The sequence below is a fragment of the Rhodoblastus sp. genome (genome assembly GCF_052145335.1).
Lineage (GTDB): Bacteria > Pseudomonadota > Alphaproteobacteria > Rhizobiales > Beijerinckiaceae > Rhodoblastus.
In genome coordinates, this window is the sequence record NZ_JBKQOU010000283.1 from 1 (window position 1) to 25,138 (window position 25,138).

The 25,138-nt window shown below is 61.3% G+C and carries 25 protein-coding genes and 2 pseudogenes; 3 read left to right on the forward strand and 24 right to left on the reverse strand.

The features are described 5' to 3' along the window. Positions 1 to 372 precede the first annotated feature (372 nt). From ACLP2E_RS17535 to ACLP2E_RS17585, 11 genes and pseudogenes are all read right to left on the reverse strand, one after another. Positions 373 to 1,557: pseudogene (locus ACLP2E_RS17535) on the reverse strand (integrase core domain-containing protein). A 52-nt stretch (positions 1,558 to 1,609) separates the two neighbouring features. After that, positions 1,610 to 2,650: a glycosyltransferase family 2 protein gene (locus tag ACLP2E_RS17540; protein ID WP_442461654.1), complete on the reverse strand. Its 1,041-nt coding sequence runs from the start codon at positions 2,648 to 2,650 to the stop codon at positions 1,610 to 1,612. Then, on the reverse strand, positions 2,647 to 3,066 hold the full coding sequence (locus ACLP2E_RS17545) for a GtrA family protein (protein ID WP_442461655.1): 420 nt from the start codon (positions 3,064 to 3,066) through the stop codon (positions 2,647 to 2,649). The genes ACLP2E_RS17540 and ACLP2E_RS17545 overlap by 4 nt, the downstream gene beginning before the upstream one ends. Next, positions 3,050 to 4,012 (reverse strand): FkbM family methyltransferase, encoded by a 963-nt coding sequence (locus ACLP2E_RS17550; RefSeq protein WP_442466675.1) that lies wholly within the window; start codon positions 4,010 to 4,012, stop codon positions 3,050 to 3,052. Before ACLP2E_RS17550 ends, ACLP2E_RS17545 begins: the two co-directional genes overlap by 17 nt. Then, a complete protein-coding gene (locus ACLP2E_RS17555) occupies positions 4,012 to 5,058 on the reverse strand; it encodes an NAD-dependent epimerase/dehydratase family protein (protein ID WP_442461657.1) in 1,047 nt (348 codons plus the stop codon). Before ACLP2E_RS17555 ends, ACLP2E_RS17550 begins: the two co-directional genes overlap by 1 nt. A 139-nt stretch (positions 5,059 to 5,197) precedes the next feature. After that, positions 5,198 to 6,133, reverse strand: a complete 936-nt coding sequence (locus ACLP2E_RS17560) for a transketolase family protein (protein ID WP_442461658.1) — start codon at positions 6,131 to 6,133, stop codon at positions 5,198 to 5,200. Next, complete coding sequence (locus tag ACLP2E_RS17565; protein ID WP_442461659.1) at positions 6,133 to 6,945, reverse strand: transketolase; 813 nt, start codon at positions 6,943 to 6,945, stop codon at positions 6,133 to 6,135. Before ACLP2E_RS17565 ends, ACLP2E_RS17560 begins: the two co-directional genes overlap by 1 nt. Then, positions 6,942 to 8,294: a lipopolysaccharide biosynthesis protein RfbH gene (gene rfbH / locus ACLP2E_RS17570; RefSeq protein WP_442461660.1), complete on the reverse strand. Its 1,353-nt coding sequence runs from the start codon at positions 8,292 to 8,294 to the stop codon at positions 6,942 to 6,944. The genes ACLP2E_RS17565 and rfbH overlap by 4 nt, the downstream gene beginning before the upstream one ends. A 133-nt stretch (positions 8,295 to 8,427) precedes the next feature. After that, positions 8,428 to 9,528, reverse strand: a complete 1,101-nt coding sequence (gene rfbG / locus ACLP2E_RS17575; RefSeq protein ID WP_442461661.1) for a CDP-glucose 4,6-dehydratase — start codon at positions 9,526 to 9,528, stop codon at positions 8,428 to 8,430. After that, on the reverse strand, positions 9,492 to 10,259 hold the full coding sequence (gene rfbF / locus ACLP2E_RS17580) for a glucose-1-phosphate cytidylyltransferase (RefSeq protein WP_442461662.1): 768 nt from the start codon (positions 10,257 to 10,259) through the stop codon (positions 9,492 to 9,494). The genes rfbG and rfbF overlap by 37 nt, the downstream gene beginning before the upstream one ends. 138 nt (positions 10,260 to 10,397) lie before the next feature. Next, positions 10,398 to 11,315: a DNA topoisomerase IB gene (locus ACLP2E_RS17585; protein WP_442466676.1), complete on the reverse strand. Its 918-nt coding sequence runs from the start codon at positions 11,313 to 11,315 to the stop codon at positions 10,398 to 10,400. Positions 11,316 to 11,602: 287 nt separating this feature from the next. Here ACLP2E_RS17585 and ACLP2E_RS17590 point away from each other — a divergent pair, with 287 nt between their 5' ends. Further along, positions 11,603 to 12,118 carry a PRC-barrel domain-containing protein gene (locus ACLP2E_RS17590; protein ID WP_442466677.1) on the forward strand — a complete coding sequence of 172 codons (516 nt, stop codon included), beginning with the start codon at positions 11,603 to 11,605 and terminating at the stop codon, positions 12,116 to 12,118. A 79-nt stretch (positions 12,119 to 12,197) separates the two neighbouring features. On the opposite strand, the gene ACLP2E_RS17595 is transcribed toward ACLP2E_RS17590, so the two are convergent. Next, positions 12,198 to 12,914 (reverse strand): manganese catalase family protein, encoded by a 717-nt coding sequence (locus tag ACLP2E_RS17595; protein WP_442461665.1) that lies wholly within the window; start codon positions 12,912 to 12,914, stop codon positions 12,198 to 12,200. 116 nt (positions 12,915 to 13,030) lie between these two features. Continuing rightward, the gene (locus tag ACLP2E_RS17600) at positions 13,031 to 13,936 is read right to left on the reverse strand and encodes an NAD(P)/FAD-dependent oxidoreductase (RefSeq protein ID WP_442466678.1); all 906 of its coding nucleotides are present in this window, start codon (positions 13,934 to 13,936) and stop codon (positions 13,031 to 13,033) included. A 427-nt stretch (positions 13,937 to 14,363) separates the two neighbouring features. On the opposite strand from ACLP2E_RS17600, the pseudogene ACLP2E_RS17605 reads away from it, so the two are divergent. Next, positions 14,364 to 14,514, forward strand: a pseudogene (locus tag ACLP2E_RS17605) (glutathione-dependent formaldehyde dehydrogenase); the annotation flags it as partial. Between the two features lie 510 nt (positions 14,515 to 15,024). After that, on the forward strand, positions 15,025 to 16,440 hold the full coding sequence (locus tag ACLP2E_RS17610; RefSeq protein WP_442466679.1) for a polyhydroxyalkanoate depolymerase: 1,416 nt from the start codon (positions 15,025 to 15,027) through the stop codon (positions 16,438 to 16,440). A gap of 25 nt (positions 16,441 to 16,465) precedes the next feature. Here the strand turns inward: ACLP2E_RS17610 and ACLP2E_RS17615 are convergent, their stop codons facing one another. From ACLP2E_RS17615 to nrfD, 11 genes are all read right to left on the reverse strand, one after another. Then, positions 16,466 to 17,164, reverse strand: coding sequence for an MgtC/SapB family protein (locus ACLP2E_RS17615; protein WP_442466680.1), 699 nt, complete (start codon positions 17,162 to 17,164; stop codon positions 16,466 to 16,468). 12 nt (positions 17,165 to 17,176) lie between these two features. After that, a complete protein-coding gene (locus ACLP2E_RS17620; protein ID WP_442461669.1) occupies positions 17,177 to 17,455 on the reverse strand; it encodes a cytochrome C oxidase subunit IV family protein in 279 nt (92 codons plus the stop codon). Beyond that, positions 17,452 to 18,102, reverse strand: coding sequence for a cytochrome c oxidase subunit 3 (locus ACLP2E_RS17625; protein ID WP_442461670.1), 651 nt, complete (start codon positions 18,100 to 18,102; stop codon positions 17,452 to 17,454). The genes ACLP2E_RS17620 and ACLP2E_RS17625 overlap by 4 nt, the downstream gene beginning before the upstream one ends. After that, entirely contained in the window at positions 18,099 to 19,775 is a 1,677-nt protein-coding gene (ctaD, locus tag ACLP2E_RS17630; RefSeq protein WP_442466681.1) for a cytochrome c oxidase subunit I, read from the reverse strand. Before ctaD ends, ACLP2E_RS17625 begins: the two co-directional genes overlap by 4 nt. After that, positions 19,772 to 20,719, reverse strand: coding sequence for a cytochrome c oxidase subunit II (gene coxB / locus ACLP2E_RS17635; protein ID WP_442466682.1), 948 nt, complete (start codon positions 20,717 to 20,719; stop codon positions 19,772 to 19,774). Before coxB ends, ctaD begins: the two co-directional genes overlap by 4 nt. After that, positions 20,719 to 21,537, reverse strand: coding sequence for an SCO family protein (locus ACLP2E_RS17640; protein WP_442466683.1), 819 nt, complete (start codon positions 21,535 to 21,537; stop codon positions 20,719 to 20,721). Before ACLP2E_RS17640 ends, coxB begins: the two co-directional genes overlap by 1 nt. After that, positions 21,534 to 21,986 carry a hypothetical protein gene (locus ACLP2E_RS17645; protein ID WP_442461674.1) on the reverse strand — a complete coding sequence of 151 codons (453 nt, stop codon included), beginning with the start codon at positions 21,984 to 21,986 and terminating at the stop codon, positions 21,534 to 21,536. Before ACLP2E_RS17645 ends, ACLP2E_RS17640 begins: the two co-directional genes overlap by 4 nt. Next, complete coding sequence (locus tag ACLP2E_RS17650) at positions 21,976 to 23,031, reverse strand: hypothetical protein (protein ID WP_442461675.1); 1,056 nt, start codon at positions 23,029 to 23,031, stop codon at positions 21,976 to 21,978. Before ACLP2E_RS17650 ends, ACLP2E_RS17645 begins: the two co-directional genes overlap by 11 nt. Next, complete coding sequence (locus ACLP2E_RS17655) at positions 23,028 to 23,564, reverse strand: c-type cytochrome (RefSeq protein WP_442466684.1); 537 nt, start codon at positions 23,562 to 23,564, stop codon at positions 23,028 to 23,030. Before ACLP2E_RS17655 ends, ACLP2E_RS17650 begins: the two co-directional genes overlap by 4 nt. Next, positions 23,561 to 24,079, reverse strand: a complete 519-nt coding sequence (locus ACLP2E_RS17660) for a DUF3341 domain-containing protein (RefSeq protein ID WP_442466685.1) — start codon at positions 24,077 to 24,079, stop codon at positions 23,561 to 23,563. Before ACLP2E_RS17660 ends, ACLP2E_RS17655 begins: the two co-directional genes overlap by 4 nt. Next, positions 24,076 to 25,138 (reverse strand): NrfD/PsrC family molybdoenzyme membrane anchor subunit (gene nrfD, locus ACLP2E_RS17665; RefSeq protein ID WP_442466686.1); only part of this gene is annotated, 1,063 nt, incomplete at its 5' end. The genes ACLP2E_RS17660 and nrfD, both read right to left, overlap by 4 nt.

Genomic DNA, 25,138 nt, shown 5'->3' on the forward strand with positions numbered 1-25,138 from the left:
ACGCATAAAAGAATTGAGCCTGATCAGCGGACTGGCGTCCCATCATCGGCGGAATCCCCTCGCAAATCGCGAAAATGGAATCACGCCGCTCCGCTTAAGGCAACGAGTTTTTCAACAGCATCGGTCAACTTGAGACCTACGCGGATAGCCCGGCGGACGGCAGCTTCGAAGGGCTTGCGGACGTTAGTCGTCGATCTCGGCAACAAAAGCGCAAAGGCCCTAGCAGCGAAAATTGCGGGCATTATTGCGGGTATCTTTAAAATCATATTTATTTTTTGTGTTGTAATTCAGATAGTTAAATTTAGTTTGCGGCTCCCTCAAGCGCACCAGTTTTTTGTTGTCCGATCCGGACACATAGGTAACGGAACGTACCTAAGACATGGGTGACAACCTCGGGCCGAACGGGTTGTCGAGGGGTTGCAAGATTTTCTGCTCCAGATCGATGAAGCCGAGATCGTAGCTCATAAAGCTGACGAGCCAAATGCCTTGGTCGACTTCCTTGATTCCGAGCCGCTGGCCGGCGAGCACGCTCGAGATATTGACGCCCTTTCTGTGCATGCAGATACGTCCGCGGGCGGTGACGAGGACGTAGCGATCATGCAGCGGATAGGTCAGGTCCGGCAGGCCGTCGTAGGGCTTTGCGGACGGCGCATAGACCTCGGCGGGGCGTTTCATGTCGAGCGCCTCGTGCGGCCTCTCGCCCATTGAACTCGCCCAGAAAATCATCGAAACGCGCCTGCTGCTGCGGGAAATTCATGCCGGGCGGCCGGGTGGCCTCCTGCTTCGAGGTCAGATGCATGCGCTCATGGCGTCCGTTCTGTTGCGGGCGCCCGGGCTTGATGCGTTCGATGGAGACGCCGAGCCGCAGCCGCCAGACGGAGAGTTTGGAGAGATTGAAGAGGCCGTTGGGGCTGGCGAAGGGAAGGCCGTTGTCGGAGCGGATGGAGCCGGGCAGGCCGCGTTCGCGGAAAAGGCGCTCGAAAGCCTCGATGACCGGGACTTGGCGGGTCGATTCCAGGGCCTCGCAAAGCAGCAGAAAGCGCGAGGCGTGATCGGTGACGGTGAGCGGATAGCAATAGCGGCCGTCGCCAAGCCTGAACTCTCCTTTGAAATCCACGCACCAGAGGTCATTCGGCGCTTCTCCGGCCGAAAGGGGCGTGCCGGCGGCGTGTCCGCGGGGCGTCCGAGGGCCTTGACCAGTCCGTGCCGGCATAAAACGGCATGGATCGTGCTTTTGGCGGGGATGCGATATTCGCCGTCGAGCTTGCGAACCAGCAGTTCCCGGATTTTGCGCGCGCCCCAATGCGGCTTTTCGCGCTTGCTGCGCACGACCAGGCCTTTGATCTGAGGCGGCAATTGATTGGCGTAGCGCACCGGACGGCGCGAGCGGTCGGCTAAAGCGACCGGCCCCTGCTGCTTGTAGCGATCGAAGATTTTGTAGCCGGTCTTGCGCGAGACGCCGAACTCCCGGCAGACGTCGCTCATCGCCTCGCCCTCCAACAGCCGGGCGACAAACCGAAGACGTTCATCCATAACCGAACACTCCTTCCACGGCATCGACACCTCCCCCGAAAAGGGGAAGTGTCACCCATGTGTCCGGTACGTTGTGTCACCTATCTCCCGGGTCGCTCAGTGCATCAACGTCCAATGTGGTGTCGTGGTTCGCACAGGGTCCGCCATCATTCAGCGTGTTTGGCCGACAAGAAGGCGGCGATGGAATATTGATCCGCTCGCGCTCGACTACCATGGGCCCGCGCCGGACTTGCGCATGAATCGCCGTGATGTATTCGCCCAACAGGCCGATGAACATCAACTGCACGCCGGAAAAGAAGAACAGCGCGACGATGATCGTCTCTGTCCCGCGCGGCGCGACTCCGCGGAACAACAGCGCCAGCACGACGGTGCAAATCGCATAGACGAACGCCAGCGAAGCAATGCCGAAACCAAGGAAGCTGCTGAATCGCATGGGGGCGTTGGTGAATGAGAATATGCCGTTCATCGCCTGGTCGATGAGCCGCAGCGCATTGTTGCTTGAAATTCCGCGTTTGCGCGCGAGCATCTGGTAAGGGAGGATCAGTCGCCGGAACCCGGCCGAGGCGATGATGCCGCGGATGAATGGATATTGGTCATGATGAGAGATCACGACCTCCCATACTTTGCGGTCGATCAATTGAAACTCTCCGACGTTTTCCGGAATATCGAATTCCGAAATCGCGTTGACGATGCGATAGAAAACGCGTCGGCCCGAGCGCAACGCCCAGGTTTCTTCACGGTTCACGCGCTCGCCGGCCACGACTTCGATGCCGTTTTCCCAGTGGCGGACCATTTCGGGGATCAATTCCGGCGGGTCCTGCAGGTCAGCCGGGAGATAGACCAGGATGGCGTCGCCGGTGGCGTAATGGAGCGCATTGAAGATCGACCGAAAGGCGCCGAAATTGCGCGAGTTGAGGATCACTTTCACGCAAGGATCCGCCGCCGCGACGCTGCGAAGGGCCGCCGCCGTCGAATCCTGGGAGCAATTGTCGGCGAAAATGTGCTCGCGGCGATAGTTTTGTAGCTCGTTCTCGAACAGCGCCTTCACGCGGGCGTGACACTCCTTGACGTTGAGTTCTTCGTTATAGCAAGGCGTTACGATCGAGATGGTTTTCATGGCTGCCCCTCCTTCGCGTCACCCATAAAGACCAAAGCGCGATTGAAAACATAGGCGAGGCCGACAAAGACCGGCAGAAGCGCCGCTTGAGCCGCGATCGGCGTGACGCCGCGGGTCCGAAGGCATTCGAGCGCAGTTGCGTTGGCCGCATAAATGACAGAATAGACCATCGCGAAGCGCCAAAATCGCCGGGGATTGCTTTGCGAGAAGACGACGGCGCCGATGGTGAAATAGTTGAACACCACGCCCGCGACCGTCGCGGCGGCAAGCGCAAGCGCGGCCGACATGCCCGATACGACGAAAATAAAGAAAAGACCATAGCCGAATAAAGTATTGATGGCGCCGACGATGATGAATCGCAGGGGCCGAGAGCGCCAGAGATCGGCAACACGGGGCAAGTTAGCTTCCATATTCATGCCTTGCCTCGGCGACAAGGGTTTCCGCAGGGCTATGCCGCTGTGGATCGAGGAAGACATAATTCGTCTCCACTGTCGTATCGGTCACGGATTCGATCGGGTTGAGGTCGTCTTCGCCGATCCCGTAGCATGCATAGCCGAGCGCCGAGAAGTAAGCGATCACGTCGTTGGGATGGTAGCCAAAAGCGTGCGACCATTTGCGCAGAATCTCGATCACCACGATCGGCCGACAACGCGCGATTGCAGCCGCGCCGCCACGCAAAACGAGCAATTCCGCGCCCTCTACATCGCATTTGATCAAATCGAGATCGTCGATTCCCCGCTCTGCGGCAAAGGCGTCGAGCGTTGTGAACTGGCAGGTCACTTTTCGGCTGCCCTCGCGGGGATGCAGTTCGTTGAGCGAGGCCGCGGGAGAGCCCGACGCGTTCGGGACAAACATGTCGAAGGCGCCGGGCGCGTCCGAAAACCCGGTCGCGACCGGCTCGACGCGCCTTCCCGATTCATTGCGGGCAAGGTTGACGAGCAACCGCGCGTGAGTCGAGGGCACGGGCTCAAACGCCAGCACCCGCGCCTTGTCCTCCTGCTGCGCAAGGTGCAACGCATGCCAGCCGATATTGGCGCCGATGTCGAATATCGTGCGGGCGCCTTTGGCGAGCCGCAGCAGCAGTTTGGATTCGAAAGCCTCGTATTCGCCCTGGGCAAGGATCACATTGGCGGCTTCACGCACAGCCTCCGGATCAAGCGCGAAGGACAAACCATTTTTGAGACGAACCGCGAGACCCGTCGCTTCAATCAATAATTCTGAAATCCCCGTGCCTTGGAGCAGTTGCGAATGCTGGGCGATCAACAAATGACGATCGCGCAGGCGCCGCCACAGTTCGTCCCTGCTCACCTCCCCTCGGGTGAAGGCAAGGCGCCAATCGAGAGGCGTATCCGAAGCGATCATCAGGCTACCCCTCGCAACATTGCGTGGAAAACGTCTTCATAAACGTCGATGGTGCGCGTAAATCCCTCTTCGATCGTCGTCCTGGGACGCCATCCGAGCGCTTCGAGCCGCGTCGTATCGGGCGCGGATCGCCCTATGGAGCTTGGGATATAACTATGTTGCGGCGGTTGAAAACGGGCGGAGAGCCGCCGGTCCGGGTAAAGGCCGGTCAAGGTTTCCGCCAGGCGGCGGATCGAAATTACGGCGCGAGAATTTCCAATATTGTACGCCTTGCCTGCGTCACCTTTGAAAAGCACGGTGAAGAAGGCCTCCACGGCATCGGCGAGATAGCAGAACGCCCTTTCCGCCGAGCCGTCGCTGCTCAAGGAAATGTTTTGGCGCATGACGATGTCACGCACGAAGTCGGCAAAAACTCGCCCGTCGTCCAACCGCATTCCCGGTCCATATGTGTGAAAAGGCCGCGCCATTAATGCGGGAACGCCGTATTGTTGGTGATAGGCGACGCAGAGCGTTTCGCCCATTCGCTTGGACTCTGCGTAACAAGCGCGAGGCGTTGCCGGATCAAGGCTTCCGAAGGATGTTTCGCCGATCGCCGCTTGTTGCTGGCCGAATGTCCCATAAACTTCCGAACTGGAAAAATACAGGAAACGCTGCGTATTCTTGCGCCTGGCGAGTTCGAGCAGAAGCGACGCGCCAAGAACATTCGCCGCGGCGGTTCCCACGGGATCGGCGCCGTAATAGAGGGGGCTCGCCTGGCTGGCGGCATGCACGATGATGTCGATCGGGCCCGCAGGATCGTAGGGTTGCGTGACGTCGCCGACGTGAATGGTCAGAGAGGGATCGTCCAAATAGGCGCCAAATCGGCGTTCGGCATTGGCGCGCGAGCGCGCCAGCGCGATAACCGAAAGACGCGGCCCCTCCTTTCGCGCCGCAAGCGTGAGCAAAACCTCGACCATTGCGGCGGGCAGAAAGCCGTTGGCGCCCGTCACCAGCACGGTGCGTCCTTCGAGCTCGCCCCACGGAAGAGCGCTCGCGATGACGCGCATGACATCCTCGCGTACGATTGGATGTCCGGACAACAGCGCTCCGTCAGGGGCCATATCGATCATGCAATCCACCCGTCAGTTTTGAAAGCCTGGGCGCCGATGGAATTGTTATCCCCGCGGCGAACAAACCGACGCCCAATTACCCTTCCGCAGCCGCGGAAAACCGCCTCGACAAACCGAGCGCCGCTCGAGCGATCGACGACGCATCAAGTCCGGCGCGTTGGCGCAGCGCTTCGGTTCCGCCAACCACGGCTGGAAACGCATGCGGCGCGTGCAGGCCTAGGTAACTGCGTCGCGCTGGCGCCTCCAGCAAGACTTCCATGACCCCGGTCGCGAGCGGATTGCCGCGATAGCCTTCGAAAACGCAGGCAACAGGACGTTCGCCAATCAACTTCGATAGTTCGGTTTTGGGGAAAGGCTGCAGCACCGGGACGCTGATCACCGATGCGAAGATCCCGCTTTGCGCGAGCAAATCCGAGGCCCGCAGACATTCTGCGACGCTGACGCCACTCGTGACAAGCGCCATATCGCCTCCGCCACGAACGACATAGGCGCCACGATCCATCGAGAAAGGCGGAACCTCGCGCGTCGAGCCGCTTTCGCGCGCGATGCGGATATAGGCGGGATTTTCCGCCTCGGTCACCAACTTGTAGCACTGGTCGAGTTCGGCGACATTGGCTGGATTGACAACGGTCATGTTCGGCAGCGACGCCATGATGGTCGCGTCTTCCAGCGCGTGATGGGACGGCCCGAGCGCGCCATAGGAGAAGCCCGCGCCTACGCCGATCAATCGGACCGCGCGGCGCTGATAGGCGATATCGTTGCGAATTTGTTCGTAGCAACGGCTGGTTATGAAAGGAGCGATCGAATAAGCGAACGGATGGAAGCCGCTCGCGGCCAGCGCCGCGGCGAGGCCGATCATGTTGGCTTCGGCCACGCCGGCGTTGACGAAGCGCTCGCCCAGAGCGTCCATCAGCGGCTCGACAACCGAAAAGCCAAGGTCGCCAGTGAGAAAAACGATGTTGTCGTCTTTCGCCGCTTGCAGCTTTATGAGCTGAATAATGCGGTTGCGCATCAGAGTCGCTCAAGATCGGCGGCTTGCGCCGGCTTGTAATGGGACGCGATCGTGTTTTCTATATGCGGGAGTCCCTTCCCCTTGACCGTGTGCGCGAGAATGAGGCGCGGCCTGCCCATCGGCGCGAGGGCCAGGGCGTCCGAGAGCGCCTCAAGGTCATGACCGTCGATTTCGACCGGCTCCCAACCGAAGCTCCGCCATTTGTGTGCGAAAGGCTCGAGATCCATGACGTCCTTCGTCGCCGCGAGGGACTGAATGTGATTATAGTCCACGATTGCGGTCAGGCGATCAAGCTTGCGCGAGCCAGCAAACATTGCCGCCTCCCACGTCTGTCCTTCGTCGCATTCGCCATCGGATAATATGCAGAAGACGCGAAGGCGATCGCGCTTCTTGAGACGGTGGCCGAGCGCGAAACCTGCCGCCATGGAGAGACCATGACCGAGCGAGCCGCTGCTTGCGTCGATGGCTGGAACATTCCCGGTGAGGCTGACATGGCCCCACAACGATGTGCCATCCTGCAGATAGGCGTCGAGCTGCGCCGGACCGACGAGGCCGTATTGTTCCAGTGTCGCATAATAGGCCATGGCCCCGTGGCCCTTCGAAAAGACGATACGATCCCGATCCCTGTCGCGCGCTGTTTCGGAGCGAAGATTGGAAGCCGCAAACACCGCTTCGAGAATTTCGATGCAGCTGAGCGAAGAGCCTAAATGCGCGGATTGCGCATGATACGACATCGAAATGACGCGCCGGCGCGCGGAAACGCAGCGTTCCATGGAGGGCGAAGCAATGAGGCGATCGATTCCAGCCGTCATCTCGCGGTCGCCACCTTCCGGGGCGCGCTGCAAAAATCCTCGAATGTGGCAAGTACAAAATCGATCTGCTCCGCCGCGATCCCTGGGTAAACCCCGATCCAGAAGGTCCGATCGACAATAGCGTCCGCGTTCCTGAGCGATCCGCTGATCCTGAAATTGCGGCCGTTCATGTAGGGCTGGCGGACCAGATTGCCCCCGAAGAGAAGTCGGGTTCCGATTTTCAACTCGTTGAGATGAAGGATGAGTTCATCGCGGCTGAAAGGCGCGTCCGCGCGAACGGTCAGGGGAAAACCGAACCAGCTGGGCTCGGTTCCCGGCGTGGCCTCTGGCAAGATGAAGAAGGATTCAAGACGCTTCAACCCGGTCTTCAACGCATCGAAATTGCGCCGTCGAGCTTTGATGAACCCATCCAGGTGATCCATCTGCGCCAGTCCCACGGCCGCCTGCATATCCGTGATCTTGAGGTTGAAACCCAAATGGGAGTATATGTATTTGTGATCGAAACCTTTGGGAAGATCGCCGAGTCTCCAGTTAAAGCGCTTGCCGCAGGTATTGTCGCGACCCGGCGCGCAATAGCAGTCGCGTCCCCAGTCACGAAACGACTCCATCGCCTTGTCGAGCATGTTGTTGTTGGTGAAAACGGCGCCGCCTTCGCCCATTGTGATGTGATGGGCGGGATAGAAGCTCAGCGTGCCGACATCCCCGAATGTGCCGACATGACGGCCGCCGACGCTGGCGCCCAACGCGTCGCAGCAATCCTCGATCAGGAACAAGTCGTGCCGCTCGCAAAGCGCTTTGACCGCAAGGACATCGAAAGGGTTGCCGAGCGTATGGGCGACCATGACCGCTTTCGTTTTAGGCGTGATTGCGGCCTCAAGCGCCGAGACGTCTATATTGTAGGTCGGGATATCGACATCGACGAAAACCGGAACCAGGTTCCACAGAAGGGCCGGGTTCACCGTGGTCGGAAAACCGGTGGCGCAGGTGATGACCTCGTCGCCTGGCTGCAAACGACGCGCTTTGAGCTTGGGCGAGGTGAGCGCGGAAAGCGCGACGAGATTGGCCGACGAACCAGAATTGACCGTCAGGCTGTGCTTGATCCCGATCTTCTTGGCGAGACGCTGTTCGAATGCATCGTTGAAGCGTCCGGTGGTCAGCCAAAAATCGAGCGCCGAATCGACGAGCATCTGCATGTCGCTGCCGTCATAGACTCGTCCGGACACGGGCACTGAATCCACGCCCGGCGTGAACGCCAGTTTTTTTTTGTGCGCAATCTCGTGATAGCGACCGACGAGCGCCATTATCGCTTCGCGCAATTCATCGGCGCCCGCATCATCGTTGATCTGCATCGACAAAAACTCTCCGACGGTTCAGACCGTGGGCGCCCTCAAGACCTGACAAACGATCTATCGATTCGGTCGCGACAGCCAGCATTAATAGGTTTGTCCGCACACTTATCTTACGTTCGCGCGTTCCTTCCACTCACCCTGCGGCCGCCTCGAATGCGGCGATTTGCGCTCTGGTCAGCGAAACCATGTCTTCGCCCCGCGCCCATGCCGAATACCAGGAGGCCGTCATCGCGATCGTGGCCGCAAAGTCGAGACGCGGCTTCCAGCCCAGCCGGGCGCGGACCTTGGCGCAATCCAGCGTCAGCAAATGGGCCTCGTGCGGGGCGTCGGCCTCCGGCGTCGCTTCGATGCGCCCACGGCCCAGAGCGGCGACAAGGGCTTCTGCGACCCGGAAAACCGGCCGACTTTCGCGGGCGTCCGGGCCGATGTTCCAGGCCTCGTCGACGCCCTCCGGAACCTCGCATAGACGCTCGGCCAGCAAGAGATAGGCGCCGAGCGGTTCGAGCACATGTTGCCAGGGCCGAACGGCGCCGGGGTTCCTCAGGCGCGCCAGCCCCTCCGGGCCGAGGCAGCCGCGCACGACGTCAGGCGCCAGCCGATCCTCCGCCCAGTCCCCGCCGCCTATCACATTGCCCGCCCGGGCCGTAGCGATGCGGGCGGGATGTCCGCCGCGCCCGAAGAACGCGCGACGCATGGAGCTGACCGCGATCTCTGCGCAACCCTTGCTGGCGCTGTAGGGATCATGGCCGCCAAGGGGATCGGTTTCGCGATGGCCCCAGGGTCCGTTCAGGTTCTCGTAGGCCTTGTCGCTGGTGACGACCACGACCGCCCTGGTTGTCGGACAATGGCGGACGGCGTCCAGCAGCGAGACGGTTCCCAGGACGTTCGCGGCGAATGTCTCGACCGGAGAGGCGTAGGAGCGACGCACCAGCGCCTGGGCCGCCAGATGGAAGACCACTTCCGGACGAGCGCTTTCGATCAGGGCGTCCAGCGCCGCGCGGTCGTTGATATCGGCCTGCACGAAGCGCCCGCGTTGCGGAAGCGCCAATATGTCGTGCAGATTGGGCGTGGTTGCCGGCGCCAGGGCGAGGCCCGACACTTCCGCACCCATTTCCGCCAGCCAGAACGATAGCCACGCGCCTTTGAAACCTGTTTGCCCGGTGACGAGTACGCGGCGTCCCGCCCAGAAATCGGCCATCACCAGCACTTCCAGGGCGCGGCGCCGGACGACCACAACTGCTCGAGGTAATTCCGGTCGCGTAAAGTGTCCATCGGCTGGAAAAAACCTTCGTGTCGGAACGCCTGCAACTGGCCTTCCCTGGCCAAGGCCTGCAACGGCTCCTCTTCCCAGACGGTCTCATCGCCCTTGATATAGCCGGCGACGTCCCGCGACAGGACGAAGAAGCCGCCGTTGATGAAGCCGCCTTCGCCTTTGGGCTTTTCACGAAAGCCGGTCACATGTTCTCCGTCCATTTCCAGCACGCCGAAGCGCCTTGGCGGATAGACGGCGGCGACCGTGGCTTTGCGTCCATGCTTTCGATGAAATTCGATCGACGCCTTGATGTCGAGGTCTGAAACGCCGTCGCCATAAGTCAAGCAAAACAACTCGCCCGAAATGTATTTCTGCACGCGCGCCAATCTGCCTCCGGTCATTGTCGCATCGCCGGTGTCGATCAGCGTGACCCGCCAGTCCTCCGCTTCGTGTCGATGCGTGGTGACCGATCCGGCGCCAAGATCGAAAGTGACGTCGGAAAGATACAGCGCATAGCTCGCGAAAAACTCCTTGATCAGGTGGCCTTTGTAACCCAGGCAGATGATGAAATCCTTGATGCCGTGGGCGGCATAGATTTTCATGATGTGCCACAGAATTGGCCGACCCCCGATTTCGACGAGGGGCTTGGGGCGTACGGTGGTTTCTTCGCTGAGACGGGCGCCCAGGCCGCCGGCGAGTATCACTGCTTGCATCCCGCCGACCATCCATTTCGTCCGCAACAGCGCCGCGCCTGCGGTGCAATCGGCGACTGCCGCCAGAGCGCGTGATTGTGCAAAAGCTGCACGCGGCCATTTATGCAATAACAAGGTTAATGATGTTTGAATTTCGTCTCAGCGGCATGCGGCGAGGAACGCCATCACCGTTGCTTCGTCTGCTTGCAGCTTATCGAGTTCGGCGCAGATTTTTGATTTCCGCGCCGCGGTCAGGCCGCGGATCAAATGTCCTGACGCGTAGCTGGTGAGAATGTCAGGATGAATATAACATTTGCGGCAGACGGCGGGCGTATTGCCGAGCCGCTGGGAAACTTTCTGGATAGCCGCCTTTATGTTGCGCCTGGCCTGCGTAGCGCTATCGAAAATCGCGCATTCGCTGAGCGCGGCCGCAGCCATGACCGTCCCCGCCCAGGTGCGAAAATCCTTGGTCGAAATATCGGCTCCAGAAATTTGGCGCAGATAATCGTTGACGTCGCTCGAGTCGATGGCGTGAGGCTCGCCATTCTCGTCCTTGTATTGCAGCAATTCCTGTCCCGGCAACTCCTGGCAGGATCGAATGATCCTGGCGACGCGGCGATTTTTCAGCGACAACGACCATTCCTTGCCGCTCTTGCCGCGAAACTGGAAACGTATCTCCGCCCCTTCCACCCGGGCGTGGCCATTGCGCAAGGTGGTCAGGCCGAAGCTGTTGTTTTGGCTGGCGTAATCATCATTGCCAATCCTGATGAGCGTCGTCTCCAGGAGATGAACGACGGTCGCCAGCACTTTTTCGCGCGTCATGCCGCGAAGCCCCAGATGCAGGGCGACCGTGTCGCGGATGGTCGGGAGGACCTGCGCAAAATGCATGATATGTTCGAACTTGGCCATGTCGCGCATGCCGCGAAAATCAGCGTGATAGCGATATTGCTTCCTTCCCCTGGAGTCGCGCCCGGTCGCCTGAAGATGGCCATTGGCGGAGGGGCAGATCCAGACATCTGTCCAGGCGGGCGGAATCACCAGAGCTTTTATGCGCGAAAGACGCCGCCCGTCGGTCAAGGGCGCGCCGTCTGCGCGATAATAGACGAACGCGTCGCCTCGCCTGGAGCGCGTGATCCAGGGCGTTGGTCGCTGACATAGCGAAGTCCGGCCGCTTCTGCGTCATCCCGCGATTCAGCTAAGGCAGAGGCAAGTTCGGTCGCCACGAATTGGTCCCCTTGGCCGCGATGTCGATGCGAGGAACGAAATTCGCGGCGGTAAGTTCACAGGTCCCGAGGTTTCGCCCTTGAATTCGTGAGCGAAAAAGCTCGGCCTCAAGCTCCGACGGGCAGGTGATGGAGCGTCCAATGAGAAAAGCAGCTTATGCGTGTGTGGCCGCGGCGATGGTCGTTTCGTCTGCGACGCTCGCACAGACGCCGGCCCCCTATCAGGCGGCGCCGCAAAAAGCGCCGCCAGAAAACGACGCTGGCGGGGCGCCGCCGCCACAGCAAATGCAGCAAATGAAAGCCGACAGCGCAAGTGGCGCTCGTCGCAGCCAGAATGCGCCAGCCGACGGCAAATTCGCTGAGGTCTCTTCCCGCGACGCGCTGATTTCGCGCGCGATCGGCGTAAATGTCTACAACCCTGCCAACGAGGATATTGGCGCGATAAAAGACATCGCGTTCGAAAACGGCAACATCAAAGCCTACATCATCGGTGTCGGAGGATTTCTCGGCGTCGGCGAACGTTACGTGGCGGTGCAGCCCACCGCGATCACTCTCACCTATAACGCCGACGATAGAAAATGGCGCGCCGAAATGGACACGGACAAGGACGAGCTCAAGGCGGCGCCTGAATTCAGATACCCCTCGACGGATCACTGACGAGGCGAAAAATTTTGGACGCGAGGCGCCAAGAAACATTGGCGGCCGCACGGGAGCGGCCGCCAGGGAAATCGGAGCCTCAATGCGATCCGCGTCTCTGCTCGATCTCGCGCAGCGGATCGGCGACATAGCGGAATTCAGGTTCGCTGTTCCATGGCCCCCTTGTGTCGGCGCCGTTTCCGGAATGAAGATGGAAAAACAGGTCGACCGTTCCATCGGGCGTCAAATCGCCGAATTGCGGCTTCTCGAACGCATCCATCGAGCGCAGCGCCTCCATGAACATATGGGTGTGGGCGACCTCGCGGGTGGCGAGATGCACCAAGGCCTGGCGGGTGCCGTCGTCCGTGGTCATGGCGATCAATTGTTCGTAAGTGTTGAGAGCGCCGGCTTCGGCCGCGATATTGGCGCGCAGGTCGCGAACGACATTGCCGCCCTCGTTGACATAGCGCGAATCCCAGGTCGATCCCTTGGAATCGACGAGATGAGGCCCCGGCCCGCGAATGGCGAAAAGCGTGCTCTGATAGGCTTTGTCCTGCAGGTTCTTGGAGGCGCGCTCGGTATGCTGTTCGATCAGCAAGGCGATCACCTCGAGATGGCTGAATTCCTCGGTCGCGATGTCCTGCAGCATATCGCGGATGCCGGCGTTTTCGGTGTGATAGGATTGCGTCAGATAAGTCAAAGCGGCGGAAAGCTCACCTGTCGCCCCGCCATATTGCTCCAGTAGCTTTTCTGCAAAAACAGGGTCCCGGTTTTCAACCTTGACCTCATGTATTGGGATCGCTTTATGCAGGAACATCTTCGCATCCTCCGGCTTCGACAGGAAACGTCCCAACGTCGCTATCCCCGGCAAGTTCCGGATTTATATGCTTATTTTCGGACACGACGGATATTGCCGCCGAGTTGGCTTTTAATTCATTCCTTCCAGATTTCTGCGCAGTGGTTGTGGATATGGGTAGCGGCGATGGCGGCGTGGCCCATGGCGATGACGATCTGATCCAGTCCCTCCGCCACTCCGCCCACGGCGTAAAGACCTTCAATGGAGGTCTGCTGATGCTTGTCTGTCTTCAACGCGCCGCTTTCGTCCTGGGCCGCGCCCAAACCAACAGCAAGTTCGGCGCGCGGTTCAAGACCGAGCGCCGAATACAAAACGTCCAGACGCAAGGCGCCCGACGCAAATTCCAGCGCCGCGCCGCCATCGCTTCCGATGTCCAGCATCAGGAGCGGCGCGCTCTGGATCTTGACACCCTGGCTTTGCGCGCGCTCCAGTTCCTCGTCACTGGCTTTGAGCGGTCCGCCGAGCGTCAGCACGGTCACTTCCGCCCGGTAAGTCCGGGCGATGAACGAGGCCTCCGACAGGCCATGGACGTCGTGCGTGATCACGCCGATTTTTTTTCCGGACACCTCGTAGCCGTCGCAGATCGGGCAATAGCGAACGATCCCCCGCCGCACGGCATCGTTCACGCCCGGAAGTGCGATCTCGACGTCCTGGGCCCCGGTCGCGAGAATGACGCGCTGTGCGTCAAAATTTCTTCCCCCGAGCATTTGCGCGCGAAAACCCTCTCCACAGCGCGAGAGAGCGACGATGCGGCCCTGGACGAGGCATCGATCGGCGTAGCGCCGCAAAGTCACTCGCTGGCGGTCGAGCAGATCGGCGCCGGAAACGCCGTGCGGAAACACGGGAATATTGTGGCTCTTGGGGATCGCCGCCGCCCTCGGCGCCCCCGCGTCGACAATGACGAAAGCCCGGTTGAAACGCGCGAGATAAAGTCCCGCCGTCAAACCGGCGGGTCCCCCGCCTATCACAATGCAATCCAGCACTTTCGCCTCCACGTCGTCGCGGGAACCGGCTTTATGGCCGCCGGTTGTTACGTTTCCATTCGATCCCGAGACCGCTCGCCGGATAAAACCGCAGCGCGTGCAGAAAGGCGCCAATGACAAATCGGTTTTCCAGTGCAAGGCGCGATCTCATGCGAAAGAGGAATTCCGGGTAGTCCCTGGAGGCGGCCCGAAGTCCCCGTGTAATCGGAGAACAACGCACCAAAATTGAGCGAGCTGCGATACGTCAAGACATTGCTTGCCCGATCAAGCGTGGCTTTCAATCCACAAAAATCAGCGAGGTTATAAGTGTAAGGCAGTCGCAAATGGCGGAAACATATCGATTTCTATTTCAAATAAATAGGAACGAAAGGCGATTTTATTGTGTTTTTTGGCGATGCAACCCATCATAGGGGACGGAGACGGAACAATGCGGACTCTTTGCTATCACGGAAAAAATGATATTCGCTGCGATACGGTTCCGGATCCCTCGATCGAGCACTCGCGCGACGCCATCGTCAAAGTGACGAGTTGCGCTATTTGCGGCTCGGATTTGCATCTTTACGACGGCTTCATGCTTGGCGCCAAGGTCGAGGCGGTAGAGGCGGATCTTTCAACCAGGGAAGGCGTGGAGAACCTCTACAGCCAAGCCAAATGGGGTGATCGGCCGATCGAGATTTTCGCGCCAATGCCAGGCGCGGACTGGGCAATGGCTTTCTCGATCAGGACATCGAAGAAGCGCAACGCGTGGTCGACACCAACGTCAGCGGCACGATCCGCCTGCTCGGCCTGTTTCACCGACAGCTCGTTCCATTGACGAGGGATGGAACAAATCGATCACAAAAGCGTTGGGTTTGCTTGAAAACGATCAACATCGTCATGTGCTAAAACAGCATGGTTTGCCTGCAAAGCGGAAATATAGGCTTCGAGAGTCGGAAAAGCCTATTCGCAATGCGTATGAGCGTCGGCGGCTTGTTCGAGTTTCATGCCGAGTAAAGTGTTTATGCCGTTTTTAATCAGAACGGTGACATCGATTTGCTGGGCAAATGGCGCGGGTGGCGTCTCGCGCGCTCAGTGTGCGAGGTTTTGTCATGAATGCCCTTTCTTATCATGTCCTGGAAATGAGTCGTCTGGCGCTTTCGCCGGCGAACTTGTGCTCCGACCTGGCCAGGATGACTTTCGGAAACCCGGTCAATCCGCTGGCCTATTCCCGGATTGGCCGCAATCTCGCGGCCTCCGCCGAATTATTCGGCCGGTTGACGCGGCGCTACGGCAAGCCGGCGTTCGGCCTCGACGCCACCATGATCGACGGCCAAGGGGTGAGCGTCGCCGAGGAGATCGTCTGGCGCCGACCCTTTTGCAATCTGCTGCATTTCAAACGCGATTTTGTAGCGACCGTCCAGCCTCAACCGAGGCTTCTGATCGTCGCGCCCATGTCCGGGCACCACGCGACGTTGCTTCGCGGCACGGTCGAGGCGTTTTTGCCGACGCATGACGTCCTGATCACGGACTGGACCGATGCGCGCCTCGTTCCGCGCGCGGCGGGGGGATTCGACCTCGACGACTACATCGATTACGTCATTGAGATGTGCGAGTTCTTGAGTGAGGCCGACGGATCGCCGTTCCATGTCCTCGCTGTCTGCCAGCCCTCCGTTCCCGTGCTCGCGGCCGTGGCGCGCATGGAAGCGGAGGGCAATCGCCACGTTCCCGCGTCGATGACGCTCATCGGCGGCCCGATCGACACCAGGCGCGGACGCACCGCGGTGAATGAATTCGCTGAAGATCATGGGCTGGACTGGTTTCGCCGGCACTGCATCCATGTCGCGCCGTTCCCCTATCCGGGCATGGGTCGAGCAGTCTATCCAGGCTTCCTGCAATTGTCGGGCTTTCTGGCGATGAACTTCGACCGACACATCGCGGCCCATGTGAAGATGTTCAATCATCTCGTGGAGGGCGACGGCGAGGCGGCGGAGAAGCATCGCGATTTCTATGACGAATATCTCGCGGTTATGGACCTGAGCGCGGAGTTCTTTCTCCAGACCATCGACACGGTCTTTCATCGCCATGCCCTGCCGCGGGGCGAAATGAGGCACCGCGCCGCGAAAGTCGATCCGGCCGCCATTCGGCGCGTCGGCCTGATGACCGTCGAAGGCGGCAAGGACGACATTTCGGGGATCGGACAGACACGATCCGCGCAAAGGCTTTGCGCCAACATCCCGGAATCGATGCGCGCCCATCATCTGCAGGTCGACGTCGGCCATTATGGGATGTTCAACGGCTCGCGTTTCCGCAGCGAAATCGCGCCGAGGATCAGCGGCTTCCATGCGCGGATTGAGCAAATGGGCAAGAACGCCTGCCGCGCGGCGAAGCTGCGCGTACTTTCCTGTCCCATAAACAAAGGAAGAGACGGACCGACATCTCAGGAGCAATCAAATCGCCCCAAGTTTCGCGTCATTGCGCGTCGGGACAGGGAAGTCGCATCGGAAAAGATGAGGCTGACGCCTTAGACGATCCGGGTCATCACGGTTCCGGTCAGTCCGGCTCCCGAACGAGCTCGAGCGAAATCATGCAGGTCGTTTGCGCGAACAAATGCAGCAGTTCATCGGGGTAATGGTTTTGCGAGCTTCGCCACAGGATTTCGTATTCGATCTTGGCGCGCGGGTCGTTTGCATCGGCGAACCTCGTCTGTTTGATGAGCCGCGCACGGCAGCCGCTGGGCGCGAGGGCGCCGATATCGGTCGATGATCGCGGGTCGGCAATCACGGTCAGAACCGCTCTCTGTTCGCGCGGCAGCCTGTTCTCCAGATCTTTCATGATCCACAGCGTCGCGGCGGCAAGCGCGGTCGCGGCTATTCCAAGCCCGAGCTGACCGCCGCCAAAGCAGAGGCCGATCACCGACATCAGCCACAGCGCAGCGGCGGTGGTGACGCCGGTGACAAGATCGCCGCGTTTGAGGATGACGCCGCCGCCGATGAAGCCCACCCCGGTGAGGATGCCCAAAGGCAGCCGCATCAAATCCATGACGGCGAAGGATGCGCCGGTCTTTCCGGCGAGCGGCAGCAGCAGATTGGCCTGGATCATGGCGACCGCCGAAGCGAGGCCGATAAGCACCATGGTCCGCAGGCCCGCAGCGCGCCCTCGAATGCTGCGGTTGACGCCAATAAGCCCCGCCGCGATCACCGTGAGTGCGAGGCGCAACGCGACGTCCTGCCAGGAGAGATGCAGCGGCATTGGGGTTCCCCGTCAAACACGGCTGAAGAGATCGTTGAACGTCAGCGAGAACATCACCGCGAGAAAGAGCAACGCGGCCGCGCAGGTCAGGAGGATCAGCGCGCCGCTGCGCCGCAGCTTCATGAAAAACATGCCGATCAGGCCGACCTGCAAGGCGGCGATGGCGATATTGGCGAAAAGGCTCCAGCCGCCAGGCCGCGCTTGGGACAGCGCCACGGAGAGGACGAGCAGGAGCATCAACGCGACCCAGACCGCCAGGCTCTGCCGCCAGCTTATGAGCTGCGGATTCACCAACGCCCTCCAAGATAAAGCAAGGCGTAAAGCACGACCCAGACGGCATCGACCAGCGCCCAGTAGAGCGCCACGACTTCGAATTGCGGCGAGGCCAACGGCAGGGTTTTTCGCGCGCTATCGACAGCGAGTCGCGAGACCAGCGCGATGCCGATCAGGAGATGGACCAGATGAATCGATGTCGAAATCCAGTAAAATGAAAAGAACAATTGCGCCGCGGGCGGCAAGGCGAAACCGGGGCCCGGAACCAGCGATTGACGAATGTCGTCGTGATATTCCATCCCCTTGACCGCCACGAAGGCGAGGCCCAGCCCCGCTGTCAGGCCGAGAAACAGGCTTGTCAGGCGCGAGGCGCCGGATTGCACGGCGTTCGACGCCAGCGCCATGGTCAGGCCGCTGGTCAGGAGCAGGCCCGTGTTCACCGTGCCGAAGGTGAGGTTGGTTTTGCCCGCGGCGAGCGCGAAAGCTTGCGGGTGCAGGGTTCGCAGGAACGCGTAGACGAGAAACAGGGCGCCGAAGAACAGCAGTTCGCTGGCGAGGAAGATCCAGATTGCAAAGACCGACGCTTCCTTCTGATCGGTCAGCGCCTCCCAAGGTTCGCGAAGCGCGGGCGATGGTTCGCGAAGCGCCGCAGACGAATCGCTCATGTCGCGGCTCCCGGCGTCTCTTGCGTCTGCCCGGCGCGGCGCGGCGAACGTCGATCGGCTTGCGGGGCCTGGCCACCCGGATGATAATCGTAAGGCTGGTTCGGGACATCAGGCGAATGGTCGAAATTGTGCTTGGGCGGCGGCGACGTCGTTTGCCATTCGAGGCCGGCGGCGCCCCAGGGATTGTCTCCGGCTTTCTTGCCGGCGAAGAGGGACCAGCACAGATAGATCGGCGGCAGCAGATAGGCGGCGGCCAGGACCGACGCGCCGATCGTCGACATCACATGATAGACCTGGAATTCCGGCGGATAGGCATGATAGCGCCGGGGCATGCCGTTATAGCCCATGATGAATTGCGGAAAAAACGTGAAGTTGAAGCCGAAGAACATCAGTAGGGCGGCAAAGCGCGCCCAGGCTTCGGAATAAAGCTTGCCCGTGATCTTCGGCCACCAGAAATGGAGCCCGCCGAAGAAGGCCGATACCGCGCCGCCCACCATGATGTAATGAAAATGCGCGACCACGAAATAAGTGTCGTGGACATGAATATCCACCGGTATCGAGGCCAGGAACAATCCTGTCAGGCCGCCGATGGTGAACAGGCCGATAAAGCCCAGGGCGTAAAGCATGGGCGCTTCAAAACTGATCTGGCCGCGATAAAGCGTCGCCGTCCAGTTGAACACCTTGATCGCCGAGGGAACCGCGACGACGAAAGACAAAAATGAAAACACCAGGCTCGCCAGCGGCGATTGCCCGGAGACAAACATGTGGTGGCCCCAGACGAAAAAGCCGACCCCGGCTATCGCCACCAGCGCATAGACCATGAAGGCGTAGCCGAACACGCGGCGCCGCGCGAAGCAGGCGACGATCTCGGTGACGACGCCCATGCCGGGCAGCACCATGATGTAGACGGCGGGATGGCTGTAGAACCAGAACAGGTGCTGGAACAGCAAGGGATCGCCGCCATGGTCGGGGTCGAACACCGGCAGGTGAAACACCCGCTCCGCCGTCATCAAAAGCAAGGTCGTCGCCAGCACCGGCGTGGCCAGCACGAAGATCACGCTGGTGGCGTAGATCGCCCAGACGAACAGCGGCAGCCGGAACCACGTCATGCCTTTTACGCGCAACATATGGACGGTTGCGATGAAATTCACGCCGGAGGCGATGGACGAGAAGCCGGCGATGAAAACGCCGATGGCCGCGAGCGCAACGTTGCCTTCGCTGAAAGAGGTCGACAGCGGCGTGTAAAAGGTCCAGCCCGTGTCGACGCCGCCGGCGATCAGCGCGGCCAGGGCGAAGCAGCCGCCAATGACGTTGAGATACCAGCTGGCGAGATTGAGCCGGGGAAAGGCCATGTCCGGCGCGCCGATCATCAAGGGCACGAGGAAATTGCCGAGCGTATTGGGAATGGACGGGATCAGGAAGAACCAGACCATGATGACGCCATGCAAGGTGAAAAGCTTGTTGTAGGCGTCGTCGGACAGGAAGGCGCCGCGCGGATTCAGCAATTCGAGCCGCACGAGGCCGATCGCGATGCCGCCAATCATGAAGAAGATCGTGATCGCGATGGCGAAGAGGATAGCGATCCTCTTATGGTCGGTGGTGACCAGCCAGGAGCCGAGGGTGGTCTCCTCATTGAGGTAGTTTTTCGCAGCAGCGGCGACGGCGTCGGTCATCGGCCGCTCTCCTTCGGATGATCGGCAAGCGAGCGGATATAGGCCGTCAGGGCGAAAATTTCGTCGTCGCCGATCAGGCCGGCAAAACTTGGCATGATGTTCTCGTAGCCGTCGACGATGTCGCTTCCGGGTCGCAGAATGGAATCGCGCAGATAGGCGTCATCCGCTGTCACCGTTCGTCCGTCGCTCAACCGCACGGGCCGGCCGTAAAGTCCGGCGAGCGGCGGCGCATGAACGGCCGAATTTTCCGCATGACAGCCGGAACACCCCAGCGAGCGGAACAGGCTCGCGCCGATTGAGGCAACGTCGTCGGCCTGCGGCTGGGCGGCGCTCCATCTCGCGTAATCGCCCGGCGTCATGGCGACGATATCGCCGATCATGCGCGCGTGTTCCGTCCCGCAGAGCTGTGTGCAGAAAAGATGGAAGGTTCCGGTCGTGGTCGCCTGAAACCAGGCATCGGTATAGCGTCCCGGCAAGACGTCCTTCTTGATGCGGAACTGCGGCGCGAAAAACGAATGGATGACATCCTGCGACGTCATCAACAGCGTCACCGGTTCGCCAATGGGGACGTGCAGCGCATTGATTTCCCGCGCGCCGTTGGGATGCTGCGTCTTCCACATCCATTGCTTGGCGACGACGTGGATCTGCAGGCCGCTCTTGCTCGGGGTGAGCGCGCCCAGACTGCTGGCCGCCGTCCACCAGGCGACGAATAGGAACAGAAAGAACGTCGCAGTCGTCCAGCCTATTTCGAAATCGTGGCTGACCCATTCGGGCAATTCGCCGCGTTGCGCGGAAGAACCGTTCCGGTAACGAAAACTGAAGGTGAAAATCAGTCCGAAAACCAGCACGACGATCATGCCGGAAATGAAAACCAGCCAGAAGAAAATATGGTCGGTGCGCATGGCCTGGGTCGAGGCCTGAACGGGAAACAGCGGAAAGCTCATCACCATCGCCTCCCCGCCCGAGCCCGATGCAGCGCCAGCGCGAGGAAAAACGCTGTGCCGAACAGGATGAAAACACCGCAACGCAGCATCGTCATGGCTAGCGCATTATGAGTTCCCGATTGCGGATCGAGCCCATAGCAAATCAGGCGAAACCGATCGACCACCCATCCGACGCGACTCTCGCCCGCTCGCGCCAGGGCGAGACGTAATTGCGAAGGGTCGAGCGACAATCCGTTCAGCACGGCGGAAACGCGGCCCTGCGGCGTCAGGACGTAAAGATCCGCCGGATGGGCGAAACGGCCTGCGGCCTGATCGCGGATCGCGGTGAACCCGACCGAATTTTCCAGCCGTTCGACCGCTTCCCGCTCGCCCTCCAGAAAGCGGGCCTCGGCTTCCAGATCAGGGTAGAGCGCGATCTGCTCCCGCCGCATTGCCGCCGCGTCTGCGGGCTGCGCTTCCGGGTTGAAACCGACGATCAACAGATTGAAATCGGCGCCGGGGCGAAGCCCGGTTTGCGCCAGCGCACGGGCGGCAATGCCCAGGATCGAGCCGCAAAGTTGCGTGCAGCGATAATCGGCCAGCATCAATAAAGTGGGGCGTCCGCCTAGCGCTGCGCCAAGCGGCGTCTCGGCGCCCCCCGGTCGCTTCAGGACAAGATCGAGAGGGACAAAGGCGTCCGCGGTCGGCGGCGCGGCGACGGCGTCGAGCTGCGCTCGTGTCAACGCCGCAGCGTCGCGGGCGCCGGTCAGGGCAAGCGCAAGGAGCAGAAACGCCAAGGCGTTTTTGCGGAGCTGGGAGGAAGACACTCGGCCGCTCATCGCACTTCCCCGTAAGGCGCGGCTCCCGGCGGGAGTTTCGCGCGGGCGTCGCCGATCGGCGCCGGGGTCTCTGGCGGGGGCGAACCCTCCAGGGGATCGTATGCCCTGGGCCCGCGAGCGGCGATCAGCGCCATGGCCCTTTCGATCGGAAGGTGGACCAGCGCCTTGCTCCTGTCGACCCAGGCGTAGCCCGCGAGCTGTTTCATCTGCGCGGCGTGAAAGTCGACGTAATCCTGGGCCGGATTGGGCTGCAGGCGAGGCGCGGGAAAAGCTTGCAAGGTTTCGACGCGATCGTTTCTGGTGACGACGCGGTAATAGATCCGCAGCGCCGCGAAAAGCGCGAGGGCGAAGGCGAGGAAGACGAAGACGAAGAGCAGCGTCTTGCGAACGTCGACGTCCGGCGTCTCCCGCGATCGCTCCCGGCCGGCCTTTTCGCTGTCAGGCGCCATCCGTCAGCCTCCCTGCTGGGTGGGACTGTGCAAAGCCGCTCGCCGCGACACGATGCGAGGCGAAGGCCGCCAGCAAGCTTGCGCTCACCAGGGTCGCGGCCAGGCCGGCCAAGAGCGTCGCCGCCGCTTGCTCGCCCGGCGCGATCAGCCAGACGTTTTCGATCAGCGCGCCCGCGAGCACCGCGACCGCGACTCTGCGCAATAGCTTCGGGCTGCGCCGCACGCGGTCGAACAGCAGGGCGGTGAGCGGCGCGATCGATCCGACGACCAGTCCCAAAGCTTCAAGAAAACGCCAGCCGTTCTCGGTGCGCCGCAAATACCAGAGCGCCTGTTCGGGCAGGTCGCCGTACCAGTCGACGATCAGGCTCATCAGCACGAGATAGGTTTCGCCGAGAACGCAGGCCAGCAGCAGCGCGGCGAAATCGCGCCAGGCCAGGTCCGCGGACGGCGCTTTGGTCATCAGGATGGCGAAGCACAAGCCGGCCATCAATTGCTCCACAATGATCTGCATGCCGAAGGCCGAGGACGTGAAACGCGGATCAAGGGAAAGAACCCAGTCGAAGGCCGATAGGTCCATGCCGACGCCATAAAGCACGAGGCAGAGGGCGGCCGCGATCCGCCTCATCGCGGCGCCATCGGGGCGAACGGACAAGCGGAAGACGAAAAACGACAGGCCGCCGAGCAGGACCAGACCGCGCAGCGCGACGGAGGGCGCGTTGAGATAAAGCGCCGTGACGCCCGGTCCCGCGGCGTCGCCATGGCTCGCCCAGGGATAGAGAAAACGCGCGGCCAACAGCAAAGGCGCAAGCAGCAGGATCAAAAGCGGCAGGGCCGACGCGCCGCAGATCAAGGCAGGTTGCGCGACAACTCCCCAGCGCCCGCCTGTGAGGCCGTGAATGGCGAGCCAGGCGAGGCACCCGAGCGGAACCGCCCCGATGCTGGCGAAGCCGATCAGCCAGCCGCGCAGGACGGCGGAAGGCGCGAAAAGCCCCGCGACGACAAGGCCGAGAACACCGATGACGCCAAGAACGAGCAGCTTTTTCACGGCAGCTCCTCCCTTGCCTCGGGCGCCTCGGCGAGCGGCGTAGCGGCGCTGGCCTGCAGCGCGCGGATATAGGCGACGATGGCCCAGCGATCCTGCGGCTCGACGCGTGCGGCGTAGGAATACATCACGCCATAGCCATGGGTGACGACATCGAAGAAATGCCGGGCGGGGGCGGCGCGCAGTCTGGGACTGTCGAAGTTGGGAGGCGGCGGAAATCCGCGCTGCACCGCCATGCCGTCGCCGTGGCCGCCAAGCCCATGGCAGGGAGAGCAATAGATATCGAAGCGTTCGCGCCCGCGCGCCAGCAGCGCGGCGTCGACCGGCGGCGGGGTGGCGGCGGCCTCGTCGCGTAAAAGATCGCCGCGCGCCACCGTATGATCGGGGAGCGGGCGCGCCGAGGCTCCATCGCGCCACAACGAACTCGGGCGATAGGTCGTGTATTTCGGCTGCACGGTCATCGACTGGTCTGAACAGCCGGCCAGCAGGACCAGAACGACCGTTGCGGCGGAGCGAGAGCTGGACAGGCGCCTCATGGCTCCGCCTCGACGAAGCTCAAGGCTTGCGAGTCGCGCAGCAGCGATTTCAGATCCTCGGCCTTTTCCCCGTCGGGCGTGTCGACGATCAGAAAATACCGGTCCTGCGTGGCGCGTTCCGAGCCTGGGACATCGAAGAACGGATGATGCAGCCGAGGAAAGCCACAGCGGACCAGAAAGGCGATAAAGCCCGCGATCGCGGCGGCCAGCACTCCGACTTCAAACGGCATGAGCAGGAAAACCGGCCAGGAGAACAAGGGGCGGCCGCCGGAATTGAACGGGTAGGCGAAAATCGCCGAAGCGCTCTCGAGAGCGAAAGCGCCGATCGCGACGCCCAATCCCGCCAGCGCCATTGGGACGCGCACGCCTCGGGCGGTCGCGCCGACGAGCTCGGACAACTCGGGGAGCGGTGCGGGCGTAAAAGCGTCGCGCAGGGCGAAGCCTTGCTGATGCGCCCGCCGCGCGCCGGCGAGGATCGCCTCCACTGAGGCGAACTCGGCCCGGACCGCTGTCATGGCGACCCTTTCATTGGCGGCTCGCTCCTTTGTTCAAGCGCCAGTTCGCGGACCTCGTAGATCGAGACCACCGGAAACGTCCGCGCGGAAAGCAGGAACAGAAAGGCGAAGGCCCCAAGCGGGCCGATCAGCAGGCTCCAGTCGGTGAGCGTGGGGATGAAGACTTCCCGCATGCTGGGCAGGAAGTCATGGCCGAGCGTATTCCACAGGATCAGTATGCGCTCGAACCACATGCCGATATTGACGCCGATGGCGACAAGCGCGATCAGCCCCAGGCTGCGCCGCGCGCGAGGCCACCACAGGATTTGTGGCAGCGCGACATTGAACAGCAGCAGCAGCCAGAACAGCCATCGATAATAGCCGGTGAATTCGAAAGCGACGAGGCTGCGCTCCGCCTGTTCGCCGCCATACCAGGCCGTGAACCATTCCGTCGCATAGCTCGCTCCCATCACCAGCGAGGCCATGAGCATGATCAGCGCCATGGCCTCGAAATGTCGCATGGTGACGTAATCCTGCAGGTCGAGGCCCCAGCGGATCAGCGCCGCGAGGATGACGACCATGGCGAAGCCGGAATACATGGCGCCGACGACGAAATAGGGCGGAAAGATCGTCTCCTGCCAGCCGGGCATGAGGCTCGCGGCGAAGTCGAGGCCGACGATGGAATGGACGGAACAGACCAGCGGCACGGCCAGCGCCGCAAGGGTGGTCTGCAGCGTCTTGTGGATTGTCCAGTGATGCGCCGATCCGCGCCAGCCCAGCGCCAGAATCCCGAAGAAGCGCCGCTTGAATCCGGGGCCTGCCTGATCGCGGATCGCCGCCGCGTCGGGGATCAGGCCGACGAACCAGAACAGGATCGAAAACAGCAGATAGGACAGGATCGCCCAGAAATCCCACACCAGCGCGCTGCGCCATTGCGGCCAGAGGGTCATGGTGTTGGGATAGGGCGCGAGCCAGTAGAAATATTGCGGCCGTCCCAGGTGGATGATCGGAAAGATCCCGGCGATCGACACCGAAAACAGGGTCATGGCTTCGGCGAAACGGTTGATCGAGGCGCGCCAG

What these genes read in the sequence shown, in the direction of transcription:
- ACLP2E_RS17595 (WP_442461665.1), bottom strand. Translation starts at nt 12,914, where the DNA reads ATGTTCCTGCATAAAGCGATCCCAATACATGAGGTCAAGGTTGAAAAC.
- ACLP2E_RS17655 (WP_442466684.1), bottom strand. Translation starts at nt 23,564, where the DNA reads ATGAGGCGCCTGTCCAGCTCTCGCTCCGCCGCAACGGTCGTTCTGGTC.
- rfbF (WP_442461662.1), bottom strand. Translation starts at nt 10,259, where the DNA reads ATGCAAGCAGTGATACTCGCCGGCGGCCTGGGCGCCCGTCTCAGCGAA.
- ACLP2E_RS17625 (WP_442461670.1), bottom strand. Translation starts at nt 18,102, where the DNA reads ATGAGCGATTCGTCTGCGGCGCTTCGCGAACCATCGCCCGCGCTTCGC.
- ACLP2E_RS17545 (WP_442461655.1), bottom strand. Translation starts at nt 3,066, where the DNA reads ATGAATATGGAAGCTAACTTGCCCCGTGTTGCCGATCTCTGGCGCTCT.
- ACLP2E_RS17590 (WP_442466677.1), top strand. Translation starts at nt 11,603, where the DNA reads ATGAGAAAAGCAGCTTATGCGTGTGTGGCCGCGGCGATGGTCGTTTCG.
- ACLP2E_RS17555 (WP_442461657.1), bottom strand. Translation starts at nt 5,058, where the DNA reads ATGCGCGTCATCGCGAGCGCTCTTCCGTGGGGCGAGCTCGAAGGACGC.
- ACLP2E_RS17560 (WP_442461658.1), bottom strand. Translation starts at nt 6,133, where the DNA reads ATGCGCAACCGCATTATTCAGCTCATAAAGCTGCAAGCGGCGAAAGAC.
- ACLP2E_RS17540 (WP_442461654.1), bottom strand. Translation starts at nt 2,650, where the DNA reads ATGAAAACCATCTCGATCGTAACGCCTTGCTATAACGAAGAACTCAAC.
- rfbH (WP_442461660.1), bottom strand. Translation starts at nt 8,294, where the DNA reads ATGCAGATCAACGATGATGCGGGCGCCGATGAATTGCGCGAAGCGATA.
- coxB (WP_442466682.1), bottom strand. Translation starts at nt 20,719, where the DNA reads ATGAGCTTTCCGCTGTTTCCCGTTCAGGCCTCGACCCAGGCCATGCGC.
- ACLP2E_RS17660 (WP_442466685.1), bottom strand. Translation starts at nt 24,079, where the DNA reads ATGACAGCGGTCCGGGCCGAGTTCGCCTCAGTGGAGGCGATCCTCGCC.
- ACLP2E_RS17640 (WP_442466683.1), bottom strand. Translation starts at nt 21,537, where the DNA reads ATGAGCGGCCGAGTGTCTTCCTCCCAGCTCCGCAAAAACGCCTTGGCG.
- ctaD (WP_442466681.1), bottom strand. Translation starts at nt 19,775, where the DNA reads ATGACCGACGCCGTCGCCGCTGCTGCGAAAAACTACCTCAATGAGGAG.
- ACLP2E_RS17550 (WP_442466675.1), bottom strand. Translation starts at nt 4,012, where the DNA reads ATGATCGCTTCGGATACGCCTCTCGATTGGCGCCTTGCCTTCACCCGA.
- ACLP2E_RS17645 (WP_442461674.1), bottom strand. Translation starts at nt 21,986, where the DNA reads ATGGCGCCTGACAGCGAAAAGGCCGGCCGGGAGCGATCGCGGGAGACG.
- ACLP2E_RS17615 (WP_442466680.1), bottom strand. Translation starts at nt 17,164, where the DNA reads ATGCCGCTGCATCTCTCCTGGCAGGACGTCGCGTTGCGCCTCGCACTC.
- ACLP2E_RS17565 (WP_442461659.1), bottom strand. Translation starts at nt 6,945, where the DNA reads ATGACGGCTGGAATCGATCGCCTCATTGCTTCGCCCTCCATGGAACGC.
- ACLP2E_RS17610 (WP_442466679.1), top strand. Translation starts at nt 15,025, where the DNA reads ATGAATGCCCTTTCTTATCATGTCCTGGAAATGAGTCGTCTGGCGCTT.